The following is a 22,844-nucleotide window of genomic DNA, read 5'->3' on the forward strand; positions in this document are numbered from 1 at the left end:
GCGCACCGTGAGCGAACACGTTGGTTCGGCCGACGGAACCGTGATCGGCTACCGCCGCAGTGGCCAAGGACCCGGGCTGATCCTCGTACACGGCGGGATGCTGGCGTCGCAGCACTTCACGAAGCTCGCCGCCGCTCTGTCGACCTCGTTCACCGTCTATGTGCCCGACCGGCGCGGACGTGGGCTGAGCGGCCCTCACGGCGCCGGCTTCGGCGTACAGCGGGAGGTCGAAGACCTGCGGGCGCTCGTCACGGCGACCGGCGCGTCGCAGGTCTTCGGCCTGAGCTCCGGCGCGCTCGTCGTCCTGCGTACCGCCCTGGTCACGCCCTCCCTTGAGCGGATCGCCCTGTACGAGCCTCCCTTGTCGATCGGCGGCTCGGTGCCGACGGACTGGCTGGCGCGCTTCGACCGCGAGATCGCTACGGGGAGATCCGTATCCGCGCTGGTCACGGGGATGAAAGGCCTGAACACCGGGCCGTCGTTGTTCACCAGGATCCCCCGCTTCGCCCTCGTGCCGCTCCTGACGATCGGCGCGCGCCTGCAAGGCGACGGATCCCCCGATGAGGTGACGGTCGAGGCGCTCATCCCGACGCTGCGATTCGACATGCAGCTGATCAGGGAGATGGCCGACACGGTAATGGACTACGCGGCGCTCGATGCGCGGGTGCTGCTCCTCGGCGGTACGAAGAGCGCGGCATACCTGCGTCTCGCGCTCCGGAAACTCTCCGAGGTGCTCCCGCACGCGCGAAGCATCGACCTGCCTGGGGCCGGGCATTCGGGGCCGGAGGATGATGGAGTCCCGCTCGTCGTGGCCCAGGCCCTACGCGAATTCTTCGGCGCGCGATGACGGGCGGCGGCCATCGCCGGCGCCCCTGACGGCGTTCGCCGCCTGGTGGAGCAGTGCACCGGCCTGACTCCGGCGAGCAGCCGGAGCGAGTCCCTGCGAGCAGATAGGCCGGCCCTTCCGCATTAGGAGCGCCACCTGACGCGACAGCCCTACGATCGGCTCATGCGTGCTGCGCGCCAAGAGGCGCTGGTGATGATCGGATATGCGCTGGGCATGGTCGTCACGCCTGTCGTCCGTGATTGGACGAGTGGCCGGATCGGCGGGCGGCTCCTCGACGAGAGCATGCTCATCTGCGCCCTGATGTTCGAGGTCGCGTTCCTCTTCGGCCTCGCCCGGCTCCTTTTCCGAGGGTCACGCCGGCTCGTCCGCGTGGTGGGGCGCCGGCAGGCGCGGAAAGCGGGGTGACTCCCAGTGGCTGAACTCATAGCGGACCTGTTCGTGTCGGTGGACGGCTTCGCCGCGGGCGTGGACGTGGGCGCCTTCTTCGGCTACTCGGGTCCCGGCCTCGACGCCTGGATAGGCGAGGCGACCGAGCAGCCGCAGCTGATGCTCATGGGACGCGTCACCTACGAGGCGCTGGCGGCGATCTCGTCCGAGGCCACCGACGAGGCGAGCACCCGGATGAACGACCTGCCGAAGGCCGTCTTCTCCAATACCCTGCGAGAGCCGCTCTCCTGGAGGAACACCCGGCTCGTACGCGGCGATCTCGCCGAGCGGATCACGGCGCTCAAGCGGGAGTCGGACGTGCCGCTGCGCTCGATCGGCAGCCTCACGCTGGTGAGAAGCCTGATGGAGCTCGGGTTGATCGACCGGCTCCGGGTGATGGTCTTCCCCCTCACGCTGGGCGGCGACGGCCGGGAGCCCGCCTACGCCGGCTATCCCCGGACCGGGCTGCAGCTGGCCGGCACCAGGGTCCTCGACTCCCGCATCGTCCTGCTCGAATACCGGCCGGGTGCCTCCTCGGGCTAATTGATGTGACTGCGCGCCGAAGCCACGGCAGGATGCCGGGATGACCGACACACGTATCGATCCCCCTGTCGTCGCGGGCGAGCGCGCGATGCTGCGCGCCTGGCTGGACTGGCACCGTGAGACCCTCGCCGTGAAGTGTCAGGGCCTCAGCGAGGAGCAGCTGCGGCTGCGTTCCGTGCCGCCCTCCAGCATGTCGCTGCTCGGCCTCGTGCGGCACATGGCCGACGTCGAGCGAGCCTGGTTCCGGCGGCGGCTGAACGGCGAGGACCTCGGCGGCATCTACTACAGCGACGACGACCCGGACGGCGAGTTCGACAACGTGGACACCGCGTCCGCCGAGGAGGCCTTCGCGACCTGGCACGCGGAGATCGAGCACGCGCGGGCGGCCGAGGAGGCCTGCGCGGACCTGGACGCGACGACGAAGACGGGCCGTCAGGGAGTCCACCACTCGCTGCGGTGGATCATGTGTCACATGATCGAGGAGTACGCCCGCCACAACGGCCACGCCGATCTGCTGCGCGAGCGCATCGACGGGGCGACGGGCGAGTAGCCCCCGCCCGGAGGGGCCGGGCGGGCTCAGCCGGACAGGCGGACCGGGTTGACGAGGTCGGCGTAGATGAGAAGGCCGCCCATGACGACCAGCACGGCCGCCATGACGTACGTCAGCGGGAGCGCCTTGGCCACGTCCACGTAACCGGGGACGGGCCTGCGGCGCACCCGCGCGAACGCCCGCTTGACGCCCTCCCACAGCCCGCCGGCGATGTGACCGCCGTCCAGCGGCAGCAGCGGGATCAGGTTGAACATGCCCACCGCGAGGTTCAGCCCGGCGAGCAGGTTGATGAAGATCTCGATTTTGTTCTCGACCGAGAGGTCGGAGGCGGCGATCTCTCCACCGATGCGGCCCGCCCCGACGATGCCGATCGGCCCGTTCGGGTCGCGCTTCTCGCCCGAGAAGGCGGCGTTCCACACGCCGACCATCTTCTTGGGGATGTTGACCATCGCGACGGCGGTGCGCTCGGTCAGGTCCCACATCTGCCCGACGACGTAGCCGGGGCCCTTCTTCACGACGACGGTGGTCGGGCTCACGCCCAGGAAGCCGACGTTCTTCTCGATCTTGTCGGGGTCGGTCAGCGAGGGCATATCCTGCGCGATCAAGTCGACCTGGACGTCGGTCCGCTGCCCGCCCCGCTCGATGCCGAGCGTCGTCACCCCAGCGCCGTGCTCCCGGATCAGCTGCTGCGCGGCCTCCCAGTCGGGGACCTGCGCGCCGCCGACGGCGACGATCTGGTCTCCGGGCCGCAGACCGGCCTTGGCGGCGGGCGTCAGCGGATCGCTGTCCTTGCAGTCCCGGTGCCCCGCCTCGGCGGCGGGGATGGCGCACTTGGACACCGAGGACACGACAGGCGTCAGTTCGCGGACGCCGAAGCCCATCATCACGACCGCGAACAGCACGAACGCGAGCACGAAGTTCATCGCCGGGCCGCCGGCCATGATGATGACCTTCTGCCACCAGGGCTTGCGGTAGAAGACCCGGTTCTCGTCGCCCGGCCGGATCTCCTCGGAAGCGACCGCCCGCGCGTTCTCGATCAGGCCCTGCCAGGGACCGGTGGACACGCTGCGCAGCCTGCCGGGCTCGTCGGAGGGGCGCGGCGGCAGCATGCCGATCATGCGGATGTAACCGCCGAGCGGGACCCACTTCACGCCGTACTCGGTCTCGCCCCGCCTGCGTGACCACATTGTGGGCCCGAAGCCGACCATGTACTGGGTCACGCGGACGCCGAAGAGCTTTGCGGGCACGAGGTGCCCGATCTCGTGAAGGGCGATGGAGACCAGCAGACCGACGAAGAGGATCCCGAATCCGGCCACGAAGAGCCAGCTCATCAGCGCGTACCCCCGAATAGGAGAAGGTGCCCTGGCGGACGAAGCACCCTTCGAGCGTAGCCCACCCGCACGAGGGCGAAGACTTTTCCGGTGCCGGTTCGGCTTGCCCGTGTGTGACCGATTGGGGACACTTCGTTGACAGTATGCAATTGAGCGATCACCCTTTGAGAGACGTCCAGAGGGGAGCATCTTGATCCGGATCCTGGTGGCCGAACACCTTCCGTTGGTGCGGCGAGGCCTCGTCGCGTCCCTCGACGGGGAGGACGACCTGCGGGTGGTCGCGGACGTCGGGTCGGGCGAGGACATCGTGCCCGCGGCCCTGGACGTGCGGCCGGACGCCGCCGTCGTCGACGCCGACCTGCCCGGAGTGGACGGGCTCGCGGCGGCCGCGCGGCTGGGAGAGAAGGCGCCACGCTGCCGGGTGATGCTGCTGTCGGCGCAGCCCAGCCCGGGTCACGTCAAGCGGGCCTTCGCGGCGGGCGTCCTCGGCTACCTGAGCATCGAGGTGGCCCCCGAGCATCTCGCCGACGGCATCCGCCGGATGGTCGCAGGACGCCGGGTCGTCGACTCCGAGCTTGCCGTCGCCGCGCTGGAGGCCGCCGACTGCCCGCTGACGCCGAGGGAGCACGACGTGCTGCGGCTCGCGGCGGGGGGCGGGCGCTCGAAGGACATCGCGGCCGAGCTGGGCCTGTCCGTCGGCACCGTGCGCAACCACCTGTCGCGCATCCTCGTCAAGACCGGAGCGCGCAACCGCGTCGACGCCGTGCGGATCGCGACCGACTCCGGCTGGCTGTAGGGAGCTCAGGGGCGCCAGATCAGGACGAGCGCGCAGTCGTCGTTGTGACCGGAGGACATCGACTGCACGAGCTGCCGGGCCTTGTCGCGGAATCCCGACGGGAGCAGCCGCTCGGCCTCGCCGAGCAACCGGTCGAGCCCGGCGTCGATGTCCCGGCCGGGCTGCTCGATCAGCCCGTCGGTGAACAGCATGAGCGCGTCGCCCTTGCGCAGCACCCCGCTGTCGGTCTCGCAGGCGAGGTCGGGCACCACGCCGAGCACGACGCCCTTCGCCGTGGAGACCCGCCACGTGCCCGACCCGGAGTCGAACCGGACCACGGGCGGGTGCCCTGCCGAGGTGATGGTGTACTCCCCGGTGGACAGATCGAGCTCCACATGGACGGCGGTGACGAACCCCTCGTCGCCGAGCTGGCGATGGAGGTAGGAGTTGCACGCCACGAGGAAGTCGTCCACCGAGCCGAGCAGGCCGCCGAAGGTGCCCGACAGCATGAGCGCGCGGGTTCCCGCGTCCACGCCCTTGCCGGACACGTCGACGACCGCCACCTGGACCCGGTCGCCCTCCCGCATCGAGACGACGAAGTCGCCGCCGAACGACGATCCCCCGGCCTGCTTCAGCACCACCTTGCCGCCCCAGTCCTTGGGCAGCGGCGGCAGCTCGCTCTGCCGCTTGAGCCGGTCGCGCAGCTCCAGCAGCATCGCGTCGCCGCGCAGGCCCTGAACGCCGAGCTTGCCGCGGGTGCGGGCCATCGTCCAGGCCAGTGCGGCGGTGAAGGCCATCGTGATGAGCAGCCCCGGCCCGACGCTGAGCACTCCCCTGACCGGTCCCATGTAGGTCAGGGCCGCCACGACCGCGCACAGCAGGAGCGCGAGACTGCGCAGCCGGAGCTGGAGGCCGCCGATCAGCGTGAAGAGGATCAGCAGCGAGGGCGAGAACCAGTATGCCGACACGTCCGCGTCGAGCACGGCGACCACGACGGTGAGCAGGACGAGAGCGACGAGGAGGTATCGGTCCTTCGACCAAACTTTCCGAACAAAACGGACCAACGGCACCAGTAGTGGCACACGCGCCAGGAGCGCGCGCAGCCGAGGAGGGATCAGCGGCGCCGGACGGGAATTCATGATGGCCTCGACTGTATCCGGACATCCCAGGTGGCGGTACCTGCTTGACCAACGTCTAGATCATCCGGCACGGATATTGGGTCGCCCCACGCTGCGGGCCGCTTCTACGGTGCTCTGATGAGCATCACCGTTCGCCCCATCGAGGAATCCGAGTGGCCGGCCTTCGTCGCCGTCGACTACGAGGCGTTCAGCGGCACCTACCCCCTGGAGATGGCCGACCGCTGGCGCGAGGTCCTGGAGCTCGACCGCCTGCTGTCCGCCTTCGACGGCGATCTGATGGTCGGCTGCGCCGGTGCCCTGTCCTTCGAGATGACGGTCCCCGGCGGGCCGATCCCCGTGGCCGGCGTCACGTCGGTGGGCGTGCTCCCCTCGCATCGCCGCCGCGGCGTGCTGACCGCGCTCATGACCCGGCAGCTGCACGACCTGCACGAGAACGGGCGTGAGGCCGTCGCCGCGCTCTACGCCAGCGAGGCGGGCATCTACGGACGCTTCGGGTACGGCAGGGCCGCCGACACCCTGTCCTTCCGCATCCCCACCCACCGCTCGGCCTTCACGCGCTCGGCCCCCGCCGACCCCGCGCTGCGCCTGCGCACGGCCACCCCGGCGGACGCGCTGGCCGCCCTTCAGCGGGTCTACGACGCCGTACGGCCCGGCCGTCCCGGCATGTACGCGAGGTCCGACGGGTTCTGGCGGACCGAGGTCGTCCCGGACACCGAGCACGACCGGGGCGGGATGGGTCCGCTGCGCTGCCTCATCGCCGAGGATTCAACGGGAGCGCGCGGCTACGCGCTGTTCCGGGCGAAGGCCGACTGGAACGAGCACGCCGTGCCGGAAGGAGAGGTCCGGCTCCTGGAGCTGATGGCCTCCGATCCCGCGGCGTACGCGCTGGTCTGGCGCGGCGTCCTCGACCGGGACCTGTGCTCTGTCGTCCACTCCGGGCGGCGGCCGGTGGACGACCCGATCATGCACCTGCTGGCCGAACCCCGCCAGCTCAACGCGATCTGGTTCGACGACCTGTGGATCCGCCTGGTGGACGTGGACAGGGCCCTGTCCGCCCGCGCGTACGCGGCCCCCGCCGACCTGGTCCTGGAGATCGTGGACGAGTCCTGCCCGTGGAACGCCGGCCGCCGGCGCCTCGTCACCGACAAGGCGTCCTGCGAGCCGACGGACGCGCCCGCCGACCTCACGCTGCCGGTCGACGTGCTGGGCGCGGCGTACCTCGGCGGGCGCCCCCTGCGCGCCGCGGCTGACGCCGGGCTGGTGCGGGAGCACCGGCCGGGGGCCCTCAGCGAGCTGTCGGCCGCCATGGCGTGGGACCCGGCTCCCTGGGGCTGCCGGGTGTTCTGATCCGTGCACGGCCGCCGCTACGCGCGCCCGTGGAACCGCGCGGCCTCGGGAGCGCGCGGCCTTCGGGCCGCGTAGGCTTCTGGACATGGCGCTGCAGAGTTTGCAGATCACCGCGATCACGGCCATGCGGGCCCGTGACGTGTCCCGGCCGACGACCGAGCAGCAGGAGGCCGCCGATCAGCGGCCGCTGCGTGACGAGACGCCCCGGCGGGAGCCCCGCCGGGGCCGGGACAGGGACGGGGCCCGCTAGAGGTACGTCAGAGGCACTCAGGCGGGCAGCGGCGGCAGTTCGCCGGTGGTCTCGTAGTCGGCCAGCTGGCGGATCCGCCGGGCGTGTCGCTCGGCCCCCGAGAACGGCGTGGCCAGGAAGAGCGCGACGAACCTGGCGGCCTCCTCCGGCGTGTGCTGCCGGGCCCCCAGACTGATCACGTTGGCGTCGTTGTGCTCGCGGGCCAGCTTCGCCGTCTCCTCGTTCCAGGCGAGGGCCGCACGCACCCCCCGCACCTTGTTGGCGGCGATCTGCTCGCCGTTCCCCGAGCCGCCGATCACCACCCCGAGGCTGCCCGCGTCGCCGGCCACGCCCTGCGCGGCGCGCAGCACGAACGGCGGGTAGTCGTCCTCCGCGTCGTAGACGTGGGGACCGCAGTCCTCCACGTCGTGGCCCTGCTCCTTGAGCCAGGAGACCAGATGATTCTTCAGCTCGTAGCCGGCATGGTCGGCACCGATGTAGACACGCACGCCACAAGTTTCCCAGAAAGGCTCTGGCGGGGACGACCCCGGGCTCCACTAGAGTAATAGCCGATATGGGCCTGCGTCCCTTACACCCTCCGGCCTGACAGGAGTGTCATGCACGAGCTTCGGTATGTCGGCGACCCGGTCCTGCGTACCCCCGCCGAACCCGTGACGGACTTCGACCGCGAGCTGCGCCGGCTGATCGACGAGATGTTCGCGGTCATGTACCAGGCCGACGGCGTCGGGCTCGCGGGGCCGCAGATCGGCGTGGGCCGGCGGCTGTTCGTCTACGACATCAGCAACCGCAAGGGCCACGTGATCAACCCGGAGCTGACGATCGACGACACCGAGCAGGTCGTCGAGGAGGAGGGCTGCCTGTCGGTGCCCGGCAAGGAGACCGGCAAGCCGCTGTACGCCCCGACCCCCCGCGCCGCCGGGGTCACCCTGCGCGGGGTCGACAAGCTCGGCCGGCCAGTCGCCGTCAAGGCCAGGGGCATGCTCGCCCGGTGCTTCCAGCACGAGTTCGACCACCTCGAGGGCACGCTGTACGTCGACCGGCTGGGCAAGGACGACCGCCGCAAGATCCTCCTGCAGGCGCCCTGACGTCCTACAACTGGATGGCCTTGATCTCCAGGAACTCCTCCAGGCCGAACTCGCCGAGCTCGCGGCCGATCCCGGAGTGCTTGTAGCCGCCGAACGGCGCCATGGTGTTGAACCGGCCGCCGTTCACGGCGACCTGCCCGGTGCGCAGGCGGCGCGCGACCGCGAGCGCCCTGCCCTCGCTGCCCGCCCACACGGCTCCCGACAGCCCGTACGGCGTGCCGTTGGCGATCTCGACGGCCTCGTTCTCCGACGAGAACGGGATGATCGACAGCACCGGGCCGAAGATCTCCTCCTGCTCGATCGCCATGCCGGGCGAGACGCCCGCGAAGATCGCGGGCTCGACGTAGTAGCCGCGTTCCATGGGGTTGTCGGTCCCGCCGAGCACGAGGCGGGCACCCTCCTCCTGGCCGCGGTTGATGTACCTGACGACCCGGTCGCGCTGGGCGGCGGACACCAGGGGCCCGAGGCGGGTGCCTTCGGCGAACGGATCGCCGGGGACGTAGGCGCCGGCCGCCTCCACGGCGAGCCGCACGGCGTCGTCGTACTGGTCCCAGTGGACGAGCATCCGGGTCAGCGCCGAACAGGTCTGGCCCGAGTTGAGGTAGGCGCCCGCGACGCCGTTCCTGACCGCCTTCTCCAGGTCGGCGTCGGGGAGGATGATGTTCGCCGACTTGCCGCCCAGCTCCAGGGCCACCCGCTTGACGGTCTCCGCCGCGAGGGCCGCGACCCGGCGACCGGCCCTGGTGGACCCGGTGAACGAGACCATGTCCACGTCCGGGTGGGCGGCGATGGCCTCGCCGACCACCGGCCCGTGGCCGCTGACCATGTTGAACACGCCGGGCGGCAGCCCGATCTCGTGGAAGATGTCGGCCAGCGCGTACGCCGCGAGCGGCGCGACCTCGCTCGGCTTGAGCACGACGGTGCAGCCGGCCGCGAGGGCCGGAGCCACCTTGCACACCACCTGGTGGAGCGGGTAGTTCCACGGCGTGATCGCGCCGACCACACCGACGGGCTCCCGCACGACGAGCGAGTTGCCCGTGCGGCCGCCGTCGAACTCGTACCGCTTGGCGAGGTCGGCGTAGGAGGCCAGCACCTCGGCGGGCATCAGCGTCTGCACCTTCAGCGCGAGCGTGAGCGGGGCGCCCATGTCCGTGGCGATCGTGGCCGCGATCTCCTTGGCGCGCTCCTGCAGCAGCCCGGCCGCCGCCCCCAGGAACGCGGCGCGTTCCGCCGGTTCCAGGGCCGACCACGACGGGAAGGCGGCACGGGCGGCGGCGACGGCGGCCTCGACGTCGGCGGGTGCCCCGGCGGGCACCCGGTCCACGACCTCCTCGGTCGCGGGGTTGACGACGTCGACGGCCTCGCGGGAGGAGGACGGGGCCCAGGCTCCGTTCACGTAGAGGTGACGCATGTCACTCATCCTTGCGCCTCGGTTGTCAGATGGCGAGCCCTCCGACAGAAACCTTTCCGGTGGATTCACGCGAGGTGAAGGAGCCTGTGAAGATCTCAGGTGAAGATCGGGTCGCGGGTCCTCGACCTCTTCAGCTCGAAGAAGCCGTCGGTGCCGGCGACGAGCAGAACGCCGTCCCATAGACGCGCGGCGGCCTCGCCCCTGGGGATGGGCGAGACGACGGGGCCGAAGAACGCCGCGCCCTCGACGGCGATGACCGGTGTGCCGACCTCCTGGCCGACCAGGTCGATGCCCTCGCCGTGCGAGCGCCGGATCTCCTCGTCGTACTCCTCCGAGTCGTGCGCGGCCACCAGCGCCGGGTCGAGCCCGGCGGCGGTGAGGGCCTCGGCGATCGTGTCCCGGCCGCGCTCGCGTCCCTCGTCGTGGAAGCGCCTGCCGATCTCGGTGTAGAGGTCGCCGAGGACCTGCTCGCCGTACTTGTCCGCGGCGGCGGCAAGCACCCGCACCGCGCCGAGCGTCTGCTTGATCCGATCGCGGTAGTCGGCGGGGATGTCCTTGTCCTCGTTCAGCACCGCCAGGCTCATGATGTGCCAGCGCACGTCGATCGGACGCAGCGCGGCCACCTCGTGGATCCAGCGCGAAGTGATCCACGCCCAGGGGCAGGCGGGGTCGAACCAGAAATCGACAAGCTTTCGGTCGGACACTGTGACACCCTCTCGTACGGACTATGGTTCCCTCGGTCGTCAACCCGGGCAGGAAATCTCCTATTCCAGGTAGGAGCGATCTCGAATCCGCCTTGTCGCCGCGGCGTGGCAGGATTCATGCAATCCCTGGCGCGACGGGGCGGCGGGGATCGGGGGCGTTGACCATGCGATGAGGAGCGGGTGTGGCAGGGAATCTGACACGGGACGAGGCTCGGGAGCGTGCTCGGTTGCTCTCCGTTCAGTCCTACCAGGTCGAACTCGACCTGACCGAGGGCGAGGAGCGGTTCGAGAGCATCACGACGGTCCACTTCACGTCGGACCGTGAGGGGGCGGACACGTTCATCGACCTCCACGGCGCGCACGTGAGGAAGGTCGTGCTCAACGGCAGGGAGCTGGACATCAGCACCTACGACGCCGAGAAGGGCCGCATCCCTCTGCCGGGCCTCGCCGGGCACAACGAGCTGCGCGTGGACGCCGACTGCTCCTACATGCGCACAGGCGAGGGCCTGCACCGCTTCGTCGACCCCGTGGACCAGCAGGTCTACCTGCACAGTCAGTTCGAGACGGCCGACGCGCACCGCATGTACGCCTGCTTCGACCAGCCGGACCTCAAGGCGACCTTCGAGCTGACCGTCCTCGCCCCCGGCGACTGGGAGGTGGTGTCCAACGCCGCCCCCGACGCGGTCGAGTCGCTGGAGGAGCACCACGGGCGGCACGGCACGCTGCAGGCCGCCAAGCGCTGGCACTTCCCGCCGACTCCCGTCATGTCGACGTACATCACGGCCCTCATCGCCGGGCCGTACGCGGTGGTGCGTGACGAGCACGACGGGATCCCGCTCGGAATCTACGTGCGCCGCTCGCTCGCGCAGTACCTCGACCCCGAGAACATCTTCGAGGTCACCAAGCAGGGCTTCGACTTCTTCCACCGCGTCTTCGGCCTGCGCTACCCGTTCGGGAAGTACGACCAGCTGTTCGTGCCGGAGTTCAACGCGGGCGCCATGGAGAACGCGGGCGCGGTGACGTTCCTGGAGGACTACGTCTTCCGCTCGCGCGTGACCGACGCGCTGATCGAGCGCCGCGCGGAGACGATCCTGCACGAGATGGCGCACATGTGGTTCGGCGACCTCGTCACCATGCGCTGGTGGGACGACCTGTGGCTGAACGAGTCGTTCGCCACCTACATGTCCGTGCTGTGCCAGGCCGAGGCCACCCGGTGGGGCCAGGGCGCGTGGACGACCTTCGCCAACGTCGAGAAGGCCTGGGCCTACCGGCAGGACCAGCTTCCCTCCACCCACCCCATCGCCGCGGACATCCCGGACATGCAGGCCGTCGAGGTCAACTTCGACGGCATCACGTACGCCAAGGGCGCCTCGGTGCTCAAGCAGCTCGTCGCGTACGTGGGGCTCGACAACTTCCTCGCCGGGGTGCGCGACTACTTCAACGAGCACGCCTGGAAGAACACCACCCTGCAGGACCTGCTGTCGGCGCTGGAGCGCACCTCCGGGCGCGACCTGTCGTCCTGGTCGAAGGAGTGGCTGGAGACCTCGGGCGTCAACACGCTGCGGCCGTCGTTCACCACCGACGGCGAGGGCCGGTTCCTGAGCTTCGACGTGCTGCAGGAGGCCACGCAGGAGCACCCGACGCTGCGCTCGCACCGGGTGGCCATCGGCCTGTACTCCCTGCGCGACGGCGTGCTGACCAGGACCAAGCGGGTCGAGCTCGACGTCGTCGGCGCGCGTACGGCCGTGCCCGAGCTGGTCGGCGAGGTCCAGCCCGACCTGGTATTGATCAACGACGACGACCTCACCTACGCCAAGGTCCGGCTCGACGAGCGGTCGCTGCACACCCTCGTCGGCGGCGGGATCACCGCGTTCACCGAGTCGCTGCCCCGCGCGCTGTGCTGGTCGGCCGCCTGGGACATGACGCGGGACGCGGAGATGGCCACCCGCGACTACGTCAAGCTCGTGGTCTCCGGCATCGACGCGGTGCGCGACATCACCGTCCTGCAGACCGTGCTGCGCCAGGCCCGCCAGGCCGTGCAGCAGTACGCCGACCCGGCGTGGCGGGCCACCGGCCTGGCCGAGCTGGCCGGCGCGCTGCGCCGCCTCGTCGCGGCGGCCGAGCCGGGCTCGGACCACCAGCTCGCGTACGTCAACGCCCTCGCGGCGACCGCCACCTCATCCGAGGACCTGGCGTTCCTCAAGGGCGTGCTCGACGGCGCCGAGGCGCCCGAGGGCCTGGCCGTCGACGCCGACCTGCGCTGGACGCTCATCCAGTCGCTCGTGTCCGGCGGCGTCCTCGGCGCGGCCGACATCGACGCCGAGCTGGCCAGGGACGCCACGGCGACCGGTGAGCGCTCGGCGGCCACCAGCCGGGCCTCGATCCCGACCCCGGAGGCCAAGGCCGAGACCTGGGCGACGATCGTGGGAGGGAAGCTGAGCGGCGCGCTGCTGCGCGCCACGATCCTCGGCTTCGTGGACCCGCAGCACCCCGAGCTGCTGGAGCCGTACGGCGACCGGTACTTCGAGGAGATCGGGCGGATCTGGAGCGAGTGGACCTCCGACATGGCGCAGAACTTCGCCATCGGCTGCTACCCCGCGCTGCTGATCCGTCCGGAGACCGTGGCCCGCACACAGGACCACATCACCGAGACGCAGCCGCCACACGGGCTGCGGCGCCTGCTGCTCGAGGGCGCCGACGGCGTCAGCCGAGCACTGCGCGCCCGAGCCCGAGACACCTCCGCGTGATCTTGTAGTTTGTCGCAGAGGACCCCGCCGAGCTGCCCTATCACCCTTGGTGATCTTGCTTGATTCGGCGGGTTCCCTCCTCCACCAGCATGAAGACAGTCTGTGATCTTGCAGCCCGGCGAATCGGGTACAAGATCACGGACTTTTGTCGTACGGCGCGAGCTGCGCGAATCACCCGGCGGCGCCGAGCACTGCAAGACCACGAAGGGTCGCCCCCCAGGTCACCGCGTACGCCTGCGACAAACTGCAAGATCACGGCGGGGTAGTGGGGGCAAGTGGGGTGCAAGGGCGGTGCAAGGCACCGGCGGTGCGATGGGTGCGCCGGGGCCGCTCACAAGGCGGGCGGTCCGGGGCTACCGTCCGTGCAGGAGGCCCGTGATCGCCATGATCCCCATGCTCGTCGTCCTCGCCGTCGTGGCCGTCCTCGTCGCGACGCTCGTGTCCGCCTACAACCGCCTCGTACGCGCCCGCAACGCCGTCGACAACGCCTGGGCGCAGATCGACGTGCAGCTCAGGCGCCGCTACGACCTGATCCCCAACCTCGTGGAGACCGTCAAGGGCTACGCCGCCCACGAGCGGGCCACGCTGGAGGCCGTCGTCACGGCGCGCTCTCAGGCCATCGGCGCCCGCGGCCCCGAAGAGCGGGCGGCGGCCGAGAACATGCTGTCCGGCGCACTGAAGAGCCTGTTCGCGGTGGCCGAGGCCTACCCCGACCTCAAGGCGAGCGCCGGCTTCGCCGAGCTCCAGGAGGAGCTGGCCGCCACGGAGAACCGGATCGCCTACTCCCGGCAGTACTACAACGACGCCGTCCTGACCTACAACAACGCCATCCAGACGGTGCCCGCCAACCTCGTGGCGGGCATGACCGGCTTCACGGCCCGCGAGTATTTCCAGGCGCCCGGCGAGGAGCGCGGCCCCGTCCAGGTCGGGTTCTGACATGGTTCTCTGGATGGCCGCGGCGGCGGCGACCGGCCTGTGGCTGCTGCTCCTGTTCGCGCTCGCCGTGGCGACGAGAAACCCGGACGTCGAGCCGGGGCCGGCCACCGGGGCGCTCGCCGGGCAGTCCCCCGCGGTGGTCGACCTGATCACCGGCGACTGGCGGCTGTGCGACGAGGCGGCCTCGGCCACCCTGCTCGACCTCGCCGCCAGGGGCGTCGTGGCCGTCGAGGAGATCGGCCCCGGGCTGTCCCTCGTACGGCTGCGTGGGCAGCCGGGCGGACTGAGGCCGTACGAGCGGCTCGTCTACGACCACGTGCGCTCGCTGGCCGTCGACGGCGTGGTGGCGACGGGAGCGCTGGCCGAGGGCTCGCGCGACCTGCGCCGGTGGTGGAAGAGCTTCCGCAGGAAGGTCATCGTCGAGGCGCGGGAGCAGGGCCTGTCCCGGCCACGCTGGAGCAGGGCGCACGCGCTGCTCCTCGGCGCGGCGGCGGTGGTCCCCGCCGTGGCTATCGGCATCGCGGTCGGCGCGGGCGACGCCGGTGCGGACCACGGCGGCGGGCCCGGTGCGGCGATCCTGTCCTTCGCCCTTCTCGTGGCGTTGATGGACAGGCTGAACGGGGAGCGCGGCACGGCCGAGGGGGCCGCGGCCGCCGCGCACTGGCTCGGCGTCCGCGAGCACCTGCGGGCGACCGGACGGTTCGCCGAGCAGCCCGCCGCCTCGGTCACGATCTGGGGCCGCCACCTCGCGTACGCCGCCGCACTCGGGCTCGCGCCGCGGGCCGTCGGGAACCTTCCGGTCAGCACCCCCGCCGACGACAGCCGGGCCTGGTCCGACCATGGCGGGATGTGGCACGTCGTGAACGTCCGCTACCCCTCACGGCTGCTGTGGGGCCGGCCGCCGGGGGCGACGATCCTGCGGGCTCTCGCGGCCGGCTGGTTCGCCGGGTTCTCCACCTGGATCCTCCTGGTGGTCGCCGCCGCGTTCGGCGTGTGGCCGGACGGGCTGGTCCTGCCCGCCGCCCTCGCCGTGGGCCTGGCGGTCGCCGGCCTGCCGGTCGTCTACGCGATCGGCGACCTCGGCGGCGCGGCGGCCGTCGAGGGCCGGATCGTCCGGCTGCGCCGCTTCCGGGACGGCAGCAAGGCCGACGACACCGCCAAGTGGACGTACTGGTGCGCGATCGACGAGGGGAACTCCCGCGAGGTCAGGGCGATGTGCCTGAGCGAGGAGATGTGGCGTCCCCTGCGGGAGGGCGACACGGTGCGGGCCACGGCGGGGCGCAGGCTCGGCTGGATCAGGCGGATCGACGTGATCGAGGACTCCCGGCTGCGGGCCTCTTACGACGACACCGGCGAGCACCTGGTGGACGCGCCGGAGAACCTCGGCGAGGTGCGCGTCCTGCCCGACCGCCCCGCTCGCGCGTCCCGGGCCGACGACGGCGGGGCGGATGACCGCCGGCGCCCTGAGTAAGGTCGTCGGGTGCACTCAGCCCACGACCTGTTGATCGCCCTGGCCGGGAGGTACTCGTTCGGCGACGTCGGCGCGCTCGCGCCGGCCGTGCTCGGGGAGGGAGGGCGGGCGGCCCTGGTCGCGTCGGTCTGCGAGTTCGGCCAGCGGCTGCTCACGCTCGACGCGGAGGACTTCCACACCGAGCTCGACGCTCAGACGGTGCCGGCCGACCTGCGCAGACGCGCCCGCGCGTGCCACATGCCGCAGACTCCGAGGGAGCAGCCGCGCGGCGCGCTCGACTCGCTGCGGCCGGCGTACGCGCTGCTCCTCGAGGTCGTGGAGGCCCGCTGGCGGCGGCGCGAGCTCAGCTCGATGATCGCGGCCGTGCACATCTGCAGCGAGTATCTTCCGCTGCTCGCCTTCGAGCCCGCGCTCGGCCACGCGGGCGACCCGGCCCGCTGGCCGGAGGGCCTGCGCGCTCCCGGCAGCCGGTTCGGGGTCATGCCCGACCGGGAGTGCGACCACACCCGGGCGGAGCGGTCGGCGGCCGAGCGGACGCTGCGCGTGGCCGTGGAGCCGCCCGCGGGCTGGCGGGCCTACTTCGATCGGCAGCACAGCCAGGTGGCGGGGGCGCTCGCCACCTGCGCGGGCCGGTGCCGCACCCCCTGCCCCGCCCTCGACTGGGTGCCGGACCTCGACGACCTGTCCGCCCGCTGCCGGATCGCGCTGACGTTCGCCGAGACCCCGCTCGTACGGCTGCGCCACGCGGCCCCGGTCGGCCACGGCTTCGGCGTGCCGTCGCCGGAGGAGGTGCTGGAGGCGTGGGAGCGCAGCCGCGCCGCGCTGGCCAAGCACGAGGCGGCCGCCGGGGTCACCACCGACGACGGCTTCCCGTTGCCGGGGCTTCCCACCCTGTTCTCCGCCGTGGCCGCGGCGCCGGTGCGGCCGGCCACGCTGCTCGCCGACGTCTCCGCGTACGTCGTCGAGCTGCTGCGGGGGTGACGCGCTCCCCAGCGTCCGGCCGTCACCAGACCGGCGGCCTGCGATCCCCCCAGAAACCGCCGACCGACGCCTCCACCTGGGACGACAGAGAGATGAGCGTCCCCTCGTCGCCGTACCTGCCGGCCAGCATGACGCCGATGGGGAGGTTGTCGGCCGTCCAGTGGAGCGGAAGGTTCACCGCGGGCTGGCCGCTCACGTTGTAGATGGCCGCGAAGGGCGCGAAGCGCATCATCCGCTCGAACGTCTCCTCGGGCGACTCCACGTCCTCGAACCAGCCGACGGGCACGGGCGGCTGGGTGACGGTCGGCGAGAGCACCGCGTCGTAGGCGTCGGTCACCAGCAGCGCGAAGCGGGTGGCGAGCTGGAGCGTCGACTGCGCCTGGAGGAACTCGGGGGCCGAGATCGCGTGGCCGCGCTCGCGCAGCCACGCGGTGAGCGGGCGCAGCTTCGGCTCCAGTCCCTCCGCCACGGGGTGCATGCAGGAGAAGCTGAACCACATCTTGACGAACTCCGGCACCACGTCCGGGCCGAACGGCGGCGCGATCTCCTCCACCTCGTGGCCGAGCGACTCCAGCAGCGCCGAGGCGCTCTCGTACGCCGCCAGCACGTCGGGGTGGACCTCCGCGCCGGGCACGGCGGGCGTGGCGAACCTGGCGATCCGCAGGCGCCCCGGGTCCCGCCCGACGTAGGCCGAGAACGACCCGAGCCCCGGCGCGGGAGCGTGGTAGAGGTCCCCGGGGTTGTTGTGGGCCATGACGTCCAGCAGCGCCGCGGCGTCGGCGACGTTCCTGGCCAGCGGCCCGTTGGTCGACAGCCCCGCGAGGTCGGGCATGATCGGGGCCGCGGATATGCGGCCGCGGCTCGGCTTGATGCCGTACAGGCCGCAGACGGAGGCGGGGATGCGGATCGAGCCCGCGCCGTCGCTGCCCTGCGCGGCGGGCGCGAGACCGGCCGCGACGGCGGCCCCCGCTCCCCCGCTCGACCCTCCGGCCGACCGCGTGGTGTCCCACGGCGTGCGGGTCGGCTCGTGCAGGTAGGTCTCGGTGTAGCAGGGCATGCCGAACTCCGGGGTGCTGGTCTTGCCCAGCATGACCGTGCCGGCGTCCCGCAGGCGCTCGACCACGCTGTCGTCCGCGGGCGCGACGAACCCCTCGTACGTGGCCGAGCCGAAGTAGACCGGCACGTCCTTGACGAAGTTGAGGTCCTTGATCGGGATCGGCACGCCCAGCAGCGGGGGCAGGTCCTCGGCGTCACCGGCGGCCAGCCGGGCCTCCTGCTCGCGCGCCTGGGCCAGGGCCCGGTCGGCGGTCACCGTGACGAACGCCCCCAGGCCGGGATCGAGCCGCTCGATGCGCTCCAGGTAATGCTCGGTGATCTGGACAGGAGAAAGTTCACCCGTACGTACGGCTGCCGCCTGCTCAAGAGCGGTAAGATCGTGAATGTGCGCCACGCTACCGAACGGTAGGCCTCTGGGCCGCGGATATCTAGAGAAGATACCCGCACTTCCGCGCAACGAATCGGCTCAAGCAGGCCACAAAAGTATGAACCATCCAACACTAGGCAAGCCGCTGACGGCTCAACTACCGTGAGTGATGTGGATACCGGTCTAGCGCCAGAAGACGGTCACGATACGTCACCTATCTGGGTGGGTGACCAATCGTCAGAGCAGGCGGAACGCCCTTCGGCGCCACCTGAGGCGCCGGCGTCTCCCACGTATGCGCCGGTCGAGCGCACGTCGCTGATCAGCCTGTGGCAGGACACCCGATACCGCCACCTGCGCCGCCGGGCCGTGATCGCGGTCGCGGCGGGTGTGGTGTTCGGCGTGCTCTTCACCAGCTGGCGGCTCGGGCTCACCGCGGCCATCCTCGCGTGCGTCGCCGACGCCGTCTACCGGGCGAGGACGGTCTCCACCATCCCCGCGTGGCGGCGCGCCTCCGCGGCGGAGCGTCAGACGGAGGCCCAGCTCAAGAAGCTGGAGCGCAACGGCTACAAGACGCTGCACGCCCGGGCCATCCCCGGCAGCGAGGCGCAGATCGACCACCTGGTGGTCGGGCCCACCGGCGTGTACGCGGTGGACTCGGAGAAGTGGGACAAACGGCTGCCCGTACGGGTCCAGTCGCACCGCAAACTCTTCCACGGGCCGTTCAACCAGAAGCCGCGGCTCGACGAGGCCCGGTGGGAGGCGGCGCAGGCCAGCGACCTGATCAGCAAGGCGCTCGGCCGGGAGATCACCGTGGTGCCGTCCCTGGCCATCTACGGGCCGCCGATCCCGTGGCGCATCCTCAACATCCGTGAGGTGGACGTCTTCTCCGGCGGGCTGGTGCGCAAGTGGATCACCAAGCGGGAGAGATCGCTCACCACCGCGGAGATCGACGCGATCTACCAGGCCGCCGCACGCGTACTGCCCGCGCGGTATCCCGAGTAGAGCGGTTTCCCGGGTAGACACGTCCCGACTCGTGGACAGCGGGTCTCGGCAGCCGGGCAGTGGTCGTACCATTTGAAGACTCAGTTGTCTCCGGATGGGGGTCCCTCGATGCCCGCTCTCAGGTCCCGCACTGTCACTCACGGCAGGAACATGGCCGGCGCCCGCGCGCTGCTCAGGGCCACGGGCGTAGCGGGCAGCGACCTCGGCAAGCCGATCGTGGCGATCGCCAACAGCTTCACCCAGTTCGTGCCCGGCCACGTGCACCTGCGCGAGGTCGCCGACGTGGTGGCCGGCGCGGTCCGCGAGGCGGGGGCCATTCCGCGCGAGTTCAACACGATCGCCGTCGACGACGGCATCGCGATGGGCCACGGCGGCATGCTCTACTCGCTGCCGTCCCGCGAGCTGATCGCCGACGCGGTCGAGTACATGGTCAACGCCCACTGCGCCGACGCGCTGGTCTGCGTCTCCAACTGCGACAAGATCACGCCCGGGATGCTGCTCGCCGCCTTCCGGCTCAACATTCCCACGATCTTCGTGTCCGGCGGCCCGATGGAGGCCGGCAAGGTCCCCGGCCGCAAGCTCGACCTGATCGACCCGATGATCGCCTCCGCCGACGCGAGCGTGTCGGACGCCGAGCTCCTGGAGATGGAGGAGAACGCCTGCCCGACCTGCGGGTCGTGCAGCGGCATGTTCACCGCCAACTCCATGAACTGCCTCGCCGAGGCGATCGGCCTGGCCCTGCCCGGCAACGGCACCACGCTGGCGACCCACAAGGCCCGCAAGACCCTGTTCGAGAACGCCGGACGGCAGATCGTCGACCTCGCCCGGCGCTACTACGAGAACGACGACGAGGCGGTCCTGCCGAGGAGCATCGCCACCCGTGAGGCGTTCGAGAACGCGATGGCGCTCGACGTCGCCATGGGCGGATCGACCAACACGATCCTCCACATCCTGGCCGCCGCCCGCGAGGCGGGCGTCGACTTCGGGCTGAAGGAGATCAACGAGCTGTCGCTGCGGGTGCCCTGCCTCTGCAAGGTCGCCCCGGCCACGATGAAGTACCACGTCGAGGACGTGCACCGGGCGGGCGGCATCCCCGGCATCCTCGGCGAGCTGGACCGGGCCGGCCTGCTCCACCGCGACCTGCCGACCGTCCACTCCGCCTCCATCGCGGAGTACATCGCCAAGTGGGACCCGCAGTCCCCCCAGGTCACCGACGAGGCGCTGGAGCTGTGGCACGCCGCCCCCGGCAACGTGCGCACCGTGAAGGCCTACTCGCAGGACGCCCGCTGGGAGTCGCTCGACCTCGACCGCGCCGAGGGCTGCATCCGCGACCTCGACCACGCGTACACCAAGGACGGCGGCCTCGCCATCCTGTACGGGAACATCGCGCAGGACGGTTGTGTGGTCAAGACGGCCGGCGTGGACGAGTCGATCTGGCGCTTCTCGGGTCCGGCGGTCGTGTTCGAGTCGCAGGAGGAGGCCTCCGAGGGCATCCTCGGCGGCAAGGTCAAGGCCGGCGACGTGGTCGTCATCCGCTACGAGGGCCCCAAGGGCGGCCCGGGCATGCAGGAGATGCTCTACCCGACGAGCTTCCTCAAGGGCAAGGGCCTGGGCAAGGCGTGCGCGCTGATCACCGACGGCCGCTTCTCGGGCGGCACCTCGGGCCTGTCCATCGGCCATGCCTCCCCGGAGGCCGCCGAGGGCGGCGCGATGGCCCTGATCGAGGACGGCGACGTCATCGAGATCGACATCCCCGGCCGCTCCATCGAGCTCAAGGTGGCCGAGGACGTGCTGGCCGCCCGCCGCGAGCGGCTCCTGGCCGACCTCGGCGGCTACCGGCCGCGCGACCGGCAGCGCCCGGTGTCGGCCGCCCTGCAGGCGTACGCCGCGCTGACCACGTCGGCCTCGACCGGCGCGTCCCGCGACCTGTCCCAGCTCTCCCGCTAGATCGTGTGGGGCCGCCTCGCCGGAGGCGGCCCCGCATTCTCCTGCCGGTCAGCTGTAGGAAACCGACTGCACGCTGCAGTTGGTCATCCACGGACCGGGATAGACCGGGGCCGTCGTGCAGCCCCAGGTGGCGGTCACGGTGGTGGTTCCCGCGGGGATGCTGACGCTGCCGGCGGAGCCGGCGAAGTCGTACATATGGCCTTCGCTGCATATGGCGGAGACGCTGACGGCCGTCGTCCCACTGGCCAGCGTCTTCGTGAACTGCCACGCGTGCGTGGCCGGGACCGCGACCATGCTGGTGTAGGGCACCCCTACGACGGAGATGGGGTACCAGTCTCTGGTGTCCCCGAAGCTGTTGTAGTTGAGGCAGTCCACCGTGGCGTTCAGTGTGACGGTGTCGGCCATGGCGGGGCTGGGCGCGAGCGCGAGGCTCAGCACGCCGGTGGTCACGAGCGCCGCACCGAGCGCGAGCACTCTCCGGGCTGGATTCGCAGCGAACATTGCTGTCCCTTCTCCCTCATTTCAATTCAGTCACAACGAATGCACCACCTCCCACAGAAACGGTCAATCACCCGCGTTTTCGGCAGGCCGTAACGTCGCACCGGCGGAAAGGGCGCCCAGCCGATGACCCGAAACGCAATACCAGCCGACCAAGTAGCCGAAATCTAATATGCAGCGGTGATTGCGGATAATTTAGGAGCGATTTGGCGAAATGTTTCGAACGCCCGACTTATCGTGATTTCCGGGTGGAGCCCGGTCCGTGAAAGTTTCAGGGTGTCAGCCGTCCGCGGCGGCCGAGAAGCCGTCCATCCGGATGGCGCGGCTCACGGCCCGCCGCCGGTGCGAGCCACGCGCAGGCGGCGAGCGGGTCGCCGCCGCTCCGGTCTTCGCCACCGCCGGTGCCCATGGGGACCGTGGCCGTATGGCTCGACGGGCGGGCACACGCCGGAGTGGCTACAGTGGCGGGCATCGACGCGACGACCGGTTTCCCGCGTCGGCGGTCAGGCGTCCCGGACAGGAAACGGTGACCGGGAGGACAGACCAACGTATCGCCTTTCCCGAGCACGCGTTCGGAAAAATGTCGGTCCTCGTCGCTATTGTCGAGATATGGCCAACGTCATTCGGCACTCGCTGACCGCCGAGGAACTCGCCGCCCTCGCCCTGTCGCTCGCTCACCTCGGTGCCGGCCCGCAGTCGGTCACCGCACGGCGCGGTCTGCGCCACGCTTTCGAGCACCTCGATCTGGACGACGACGTCATCGCCACGACCCTGACCACCCTGACCACTCCACTGCCCACCGACGTCGCCCGGCGGGCGCGGGCGGTGGCCAACGCGATCACCGCCCGCCTGGTGATCCGCATCCAGTATCACGACGCCGCGGGCCGGATGACGGTCCGCGACGTCGAGCCGGTGACCTGCCTGGTCCACGGCGAGTTCTGGTATCTGGTGGGCTGGTGCCGCATGCGCCGCTCGATCAGGGCGTTCCGCTTCGACCGCATACTGGCGGTGGAGCCGACCGACCTACCGGCCCGCGCGCACCTGCCGCAGCGCTACCTGCCGTTCCAACGGCGCTCGCGGGCCAGCCGCCCGTCAGCGGCCTGACCCACCGGCCTGACCCACCGGCCTGACTCAGCGGCCCGCGGGGCGTGGCGCCACGCCCCGCGGGCCGCAGGGCCGGACACAGGGCCGGACACAGATCGGATCATCCGCCGCAGCAGCCACCGCCGCAGCAACCGCCGCCCGCGCCGCCCGACGGACGAACGGCGGGAGCCCCGGACGCCCTGCCCGTGACGGCCACGGTGGACAGCAGCTTCACGGTGTCGTCGTGGCCGGAGGGGCAGACCGCCCGGTCGCCGGCCTCCGCCATGGGACGGTTGAGTTCGAACGTCGACCCGCACGCGCGGCAACGGTAGTCATAGCGAGGCATGC

At 71.0% G+C, this 22,844-nt stretch carries 23 protein-coding genes; 15 read left to right on the forward strand and 8 right to left on the reverse strand.

What is annotated here, in order from left to right; genetic code table 11:
• Positions 1–7: 7 nt before the first annotated feature.
• The 4 genes from BXA11_RS14740 (at position 8) to BXA11_RS14755 (ending at position 2,366) form a co-directional block, all read left to right on the forward strand.
• Complete coding sequence (locus BXA11_RS14740; RefSeq protein WP_239105189.1) at positions 8–847, forward strand: alpha/beta fold hydrolase; 840 nt, start codon at positions 8–10, stop codon at positions 845–847.
• A 162-nt stretch (positions 848–1,009) separates the two neighbouring features.
• Complete coding sequence (locus BXA11_RS14745; RefSeq protein WP_030509588.1) at positions 1,010–1,252, forward strand: hypothetical protein; 243 nt, start codon at positions 1,010–1,012, stop codon at positions 1,250–1,252.
• 6 nt (positions 1,253–1,258) lie between these two features.
• The gene (locus tag BXA11_RS14750; RefSeq protein WP_076434989.1) at positions 1,259–1,816 is read left to right on the forward strand and encodes a dihydrofolate reductase family protein; all 558 of its coding nucleotides are present in this window, start codon (positions 1,259–1,261) and stop codon (positions 1,814–1,816) included.
• 40 nt (positions 1,817–1,856) lie between these two features.
• Entirely contained in the window at positions 1,857–2,366 is a 510-nt protein-coding gene (locus BXA11_RS14755) for a DinB family protein (protein ID WP_076434990.1), read from the forward strand.
• 26 nt (positions 2,367–2,392) lie between these two features.
• Here BXA11_RS14755 and BXA11_RS14760 read toward each other — a convergent pair whose 3' ends face one another.
• Entirely contained in the window at positions 2,393–3,697 is a 1,305-nt protein-coding gene (locus tag BXA11_RS14760) for a M50 family metallopeptidase (protein WP_030509591.1), read from the reverse strand.
• Positions 3,698–3,887: 190 nt separating this feature from the next.
• Here BXA11_RS14760 and BXA11_RS14765 point away from each other — a divergent pair, with 190 nt between their 5' ends.
• Entirely contained in the window at positions 3,888–4,493 is a 606-nt protein-coding gene (locus tag BXA11_RS14765; protein ID WP_076434991.1) for a response regulator transcription factor, read from the forward strand.
• Between the two features lie 5 nt (positions 4,494–4,498).
• Here the strand turns inward: BXA11_RS14765 and BXA11_RS14770 are convergent, their stop codons facing one another.
• The gene (locus BXA11_RS14770; RefSeq protein WP_076434992.1) at positions 4,499–5,611 is read right to left on the reverse strand and encodes a PP2C family protein-serine/threonine phosphatase; all 1,113 of its coding nucleotides are present in this window, start codon (positions 5,609–5,611) and stop codon (positions 4,499–4,501) included.
• A 117-nt stretch (positions 5,612–5,728) separates the two neighbouring features.
• Here BXA11_RS14770 and BXA11_RS14775 point away from each other — a divergent pair, with 117 nt between their 5' ends.
• Positions 5,729–6,958 (forward strand): GNAT family N-acetyltransferase, encoded by a 1,230-nt coding sequence (locus BXA11_RS14775; RefSeq protein ID WP_076434993.1) that lies wholly within the window; start codon positions 5,729–5,731, stop codon positions 6,956–6,958.
• Positions 6,959–7,043: 85 nt separating this feature from the next.
• On the forward strand, positions 7,044–7,208 hold the full coding sequence (locus tag BXA11_RS43120; RefSeq protein WP_156081022.1) for a hypothetical protein: 165 nt from the start codon (positions 7,044–7,046) through the stop codon (positions 7,206–7,208).
• A 17-nt stretch (positions 7,209–7,225) separates the two neighbouring features.
• Here the strand turns inward: BXA11_RS43120 and BXA11_RS14780 are convergent, their stop codons facing one another.
• Entirely contained in the window at positions 7,226–7,696 is a 471-nt protein-coding gene (locus BXA11_RS14780; RefSeq protein WP_030509595.1) for a ribose-5-phosphate isomerase, read from the reverse strand.
• A 108-nt stretch (positions 7,697–7,804) separates the two neighbouring features.
• On the opposite strand from BXA11_RS14780, the gene def reads away from it, so the two are divergent.
• Positions 7,805–8,293, forward strand: coding sequence for a peptide deformylase (gene def / locus BXA11_RS14785; RefSeq protein WP_030509596.1), 489 nt, complete (start codon positions 7,805–7,807; stop codon positions 8,291–8,293).
• Positions 8,294–8,297: 4 nt separating this feature from the next.
• Here the strand turns inward: def and BXA11_RS14790 are convergent, their stop codons facing one another.
• Both BXA11_RS14790 and BXA11_RS14795 read right to left on the reverse strand, forming a co-directional pair.
• The gene (locus BXA11_RS14790; RefSeq protein ID WP_076434994.1) at positions 8,298–9,704 is read right to left on the reverse strand and encodes an aldehyde dehydrogenase family protein; all 1,407 of its coding nucleotides are present in this window, start codon (positions 9,702–9,704) and stop codon (positions 8,298–8,300) included.
• 95 nt (positions 9,705–9,799) lie between these two features.
• A complete protein-coding gene (locus BXA11_RS14795; protein WP_030509598.1) occupies positions 9,800–10,408 on the reverse strand; it encodes a mycothiol-dependent nitroreductase Rv2466c family protein in 609 nt (202 codons plus the stop codon).
• Between the two features lie 182 nt (positions 10,409–10,590).
• Between BXA11_RS14795 and pepN the strand changes: the two genes are divergently transcribed.
• The 4 genes from pepN to BXA11_RS14815 all read left to right on the forward strand — a co-directional run bounded on the left by pepN (position 10,591) and on the right by BXA11_RS14815 (position 16,543).
• Complete coding sequence (pepN, locus tag BXA11_RS14800; protein WP_076434995.1) at positions 10,591–13,155, forward strand: aminopeptidase N; 2,565 nt, start codon at positions 10,591–10,593, stop codon at positions 13,153–13,155.
• Positions 13,156–13,539: 384 nt separating this feature from the next.
• Complete coding sequence (locus tag BXA11_RS14805) at positions 13,540–14,091, forward strand: LemA family protein (RefSeq protein WP_076435188.1); 552 nt, start codon at positions 13,540–13,542, stop codon at positions 14,089–14,091.
• 1 nt (position 14,092) lies between these two features.
• The gene (locus BXA11_RS14810; protein ID WP_076434996.1) at positions 14,093–15,562 is read left to right on the forward strand and encodes a DUF2207 family protein; all 1,470 of its coding nucleotides are present in this window, start codon (positions 14,093–14,095) and stop codon (positions 15,560–15,562) included.
• 9 nt (positions 15,563–15,571) lie between these two features.
• Positions 15,572–16,543, forward strand: coding sequence for a hypothetical protein (locus tag BXA11_RS14815; protein WP_076434997.1), 972 nt, complete (start codon positions 15,572–15,574; stop codon positions 16,541–16,543).
• Between the two features lie 22 nt (positions 16,544–16,565).
• Here the strand turns inward: BXA11_RS14815 and BXA11_RS14820 are convergent, their stop codons facing one another.
• Positions 16,566–17,993 carry an amidase gene (locus BXA11_RS14820; protein ID WP_076434998.1) on the reverse strand — a complete coding sequence of 476 codons (1,428 nt, stop codon included), beginning with the start codon at positions 17,991–17,993 and terminating at the stop codon, positions 16,566–16,568.
• A 195-nt stretch (positions 17,994–18,188) separates the two neighbouring features.
• Here BXA11_RS14820 and BXA11_RS14825 point away from each other — a divergent pair, with 195 nt between their 5' ends.
• Both BXA11_RS14825 and ilvD read left to right on the forward strand, forming a co-directional pair.
• Complete coding sequence (locus BXA11_RS14825) at positions 18,189–18,968, forward strand: nuclease-related domain-containing protein (protein ID WP_239105190.1); 780 nt, start codon at positions 18,189–18,191, stop codon at positions 18,966–18,968.
• A 108-nt stretch (positions 18,969–19,076) separates the two neighbouring features.
• On the forward strand, positions 19,077–20,915 hold the full coding sequence (gene ilvD / locus BXA11_RS14830; protein WP_076435000.1) for a dihydroxy-acid dehydratase: 1,839 nt from the start codon (positions 19,077–19,079) through the stop codon (positions 20,913–20,915).
• Positions 20,916–20,963: 48 nt separating this feature from the next.
• Here ilvD and BXA11_RS14835 read toward each other — a convergent pair whose 3' ends face one another.
• Positions 20,964–21,416: a hypothetical protein gene (locus BXA11_RS14835; protein ID WP_143734272.1), complete on the reverse strand. Its 453-nt coding sequence runs from the start codon at positions 21,414–21,416 to the stop codon at positions 20,964–20,966.
• Between the two features lie 606 nt (positions 21,417–22,022).
• On the opposite strand from BXA11_RS14835, the gene BXA11_RS14840 reads away from it, so the two are divergent.
• A complete protein-coding gene (locus BXA11_RS14840) occupies positions 22,023–22,517 on the forward strand; it encodes a helix-turn-helix transcriptional regulator (RefSeq protein WP_030509607.1) in 495 nt (164 codons plus the stop codon).
• Between the two features lie 100 nt (positions 22,518–22,617).
• Here BXA11_RS14840 and BXA11_RS14845 read toward each other — a convergent pair whose 3' ends face one another.
• Positions 22,618–22,842, reverse strand: coding sequence for an FmdB family zinc ribbon protein (locus BXA11_RS14845; protein ID WP_076435002.1), 225 nt, complete (start codon positions 22,840–22,842; stop codon positions 22,618–22,620).
• Between the last annotated feature and the right edge of the window lie 2 nt (positions 22,843–22,844).

The organism is Microbispora rosea (genome assembly GCF_900156315.1).
In the GTDB taxonomy this organism is placed as follows: domain Bacteria; phylum Actinomycetota; class Actinomycetes; order Streptosporangiales; family Streptosporangiaceae; genus Microbispora; species Microbispora rosea.

Excerpts from the sequence above, each read along its gene's own strand:
- BXA11_RS14835 (WP_143734272.1), bottom strand. The coding sequence starts at position 21,416 with ATGTTCGCTGCGAATCCAGCCCGGAGAGTGCTCGCGCTCGGTGCGGCG.
- BXA11_RS14775 (WP_076434993.1), top strand. The coding sequence starts at position 5,729 with ATGAGCATCACCGTTCGCCCCATCGAGGAATCCGAGTGGCCGGCCTTC.
- BXA11_RS14755 (WP_076434990.1), top strand. The coding sequence starts at position 1,857 with ATGACCGACACACGTATCGATCCCCCTGTCGTCGCGGGCGAGCGCGCG.
- BXA11_RS14840 (WP_030509607.1), top strand. The coding sequence starts at position 22,023 with ATGGCCAACGTCATTCGGCACTCGCTGACCGCCGAGGAACTCGCCGCC.
- BXA11_RS43120 (WP_156081022.1), top strand. The coding sequence starts at position 7,044 with ATGGCGCTGCAGAGTTTGCAGATCACCGCGATCACGGCCATGCGGGCC.
- ilvD (WP_076435000.1), top strand. The coding sequence starts at position 19,077 with ATGCCCGCTCTCAGGTCCCGCACTGTCACTCACGGCAGGAACATGGCC.
- def (WP_030509596.1), top strand. The coding sequence starts at position 7,805 with ATGCACGAGCTTCGGTATGTCGGCGACCCGGTCCTGCGTACCCCCGCC.
- BXA11_RS14805 (WP_076435188.1), top strand. The coding sequence starts at position 13,540 with ATGATCCCCATGCTCGTCGTCCTCGCCGTCGTGGCCGTCCTCGTCGCG.
- BXA11_RS14770 (WP_076434992.1), bottom strand. The coding sequence starts at position 5,611 with ATGAATTCCCGTCCGGCGCCGCTGATCCCTCCTCGGCTGCGCGCGCTC.
- BXA11_RS14760 (WP_030509591.1), bottom strand. The coding sequence starts at position 3,697 with ATGAGCTGGCTCTTCGTGGCCGGATTCGGGATCCTCTTCGTCGGTCTG.
- BXA11_RS14810 (WP_076434996.1), top strand. The coding sequence starts at position 14,093 with ATGGTTCTCTGGATGGCCGCGGCGGCGGCGACCGGCCTGTGGCTGCTG.
- BXA11_RS14745 (WP_030509588.1), top strand. The coding sequence starts at position 1,010 with ATGCGTGCTGCGCGCCAAGAGGCGCTGGTGATGATCGGATATGCGCTG.
- BXA11_RS14845 (WP_076435002.1), bottom strand. The coding sequence starts at position 22,842 with ATGCCTCGCTATGACTACCGTTGCCGCGCGTGCGGGTCGACGTTCGAA.
- BXA11_RS14790 (WP_076434994.1), bottom strand. The coding sequence starts at position 9,704 with ATGCGTCACCTCTACGTGAACGGAGCCTGGGCCCCGTCCTCCTCCCGC.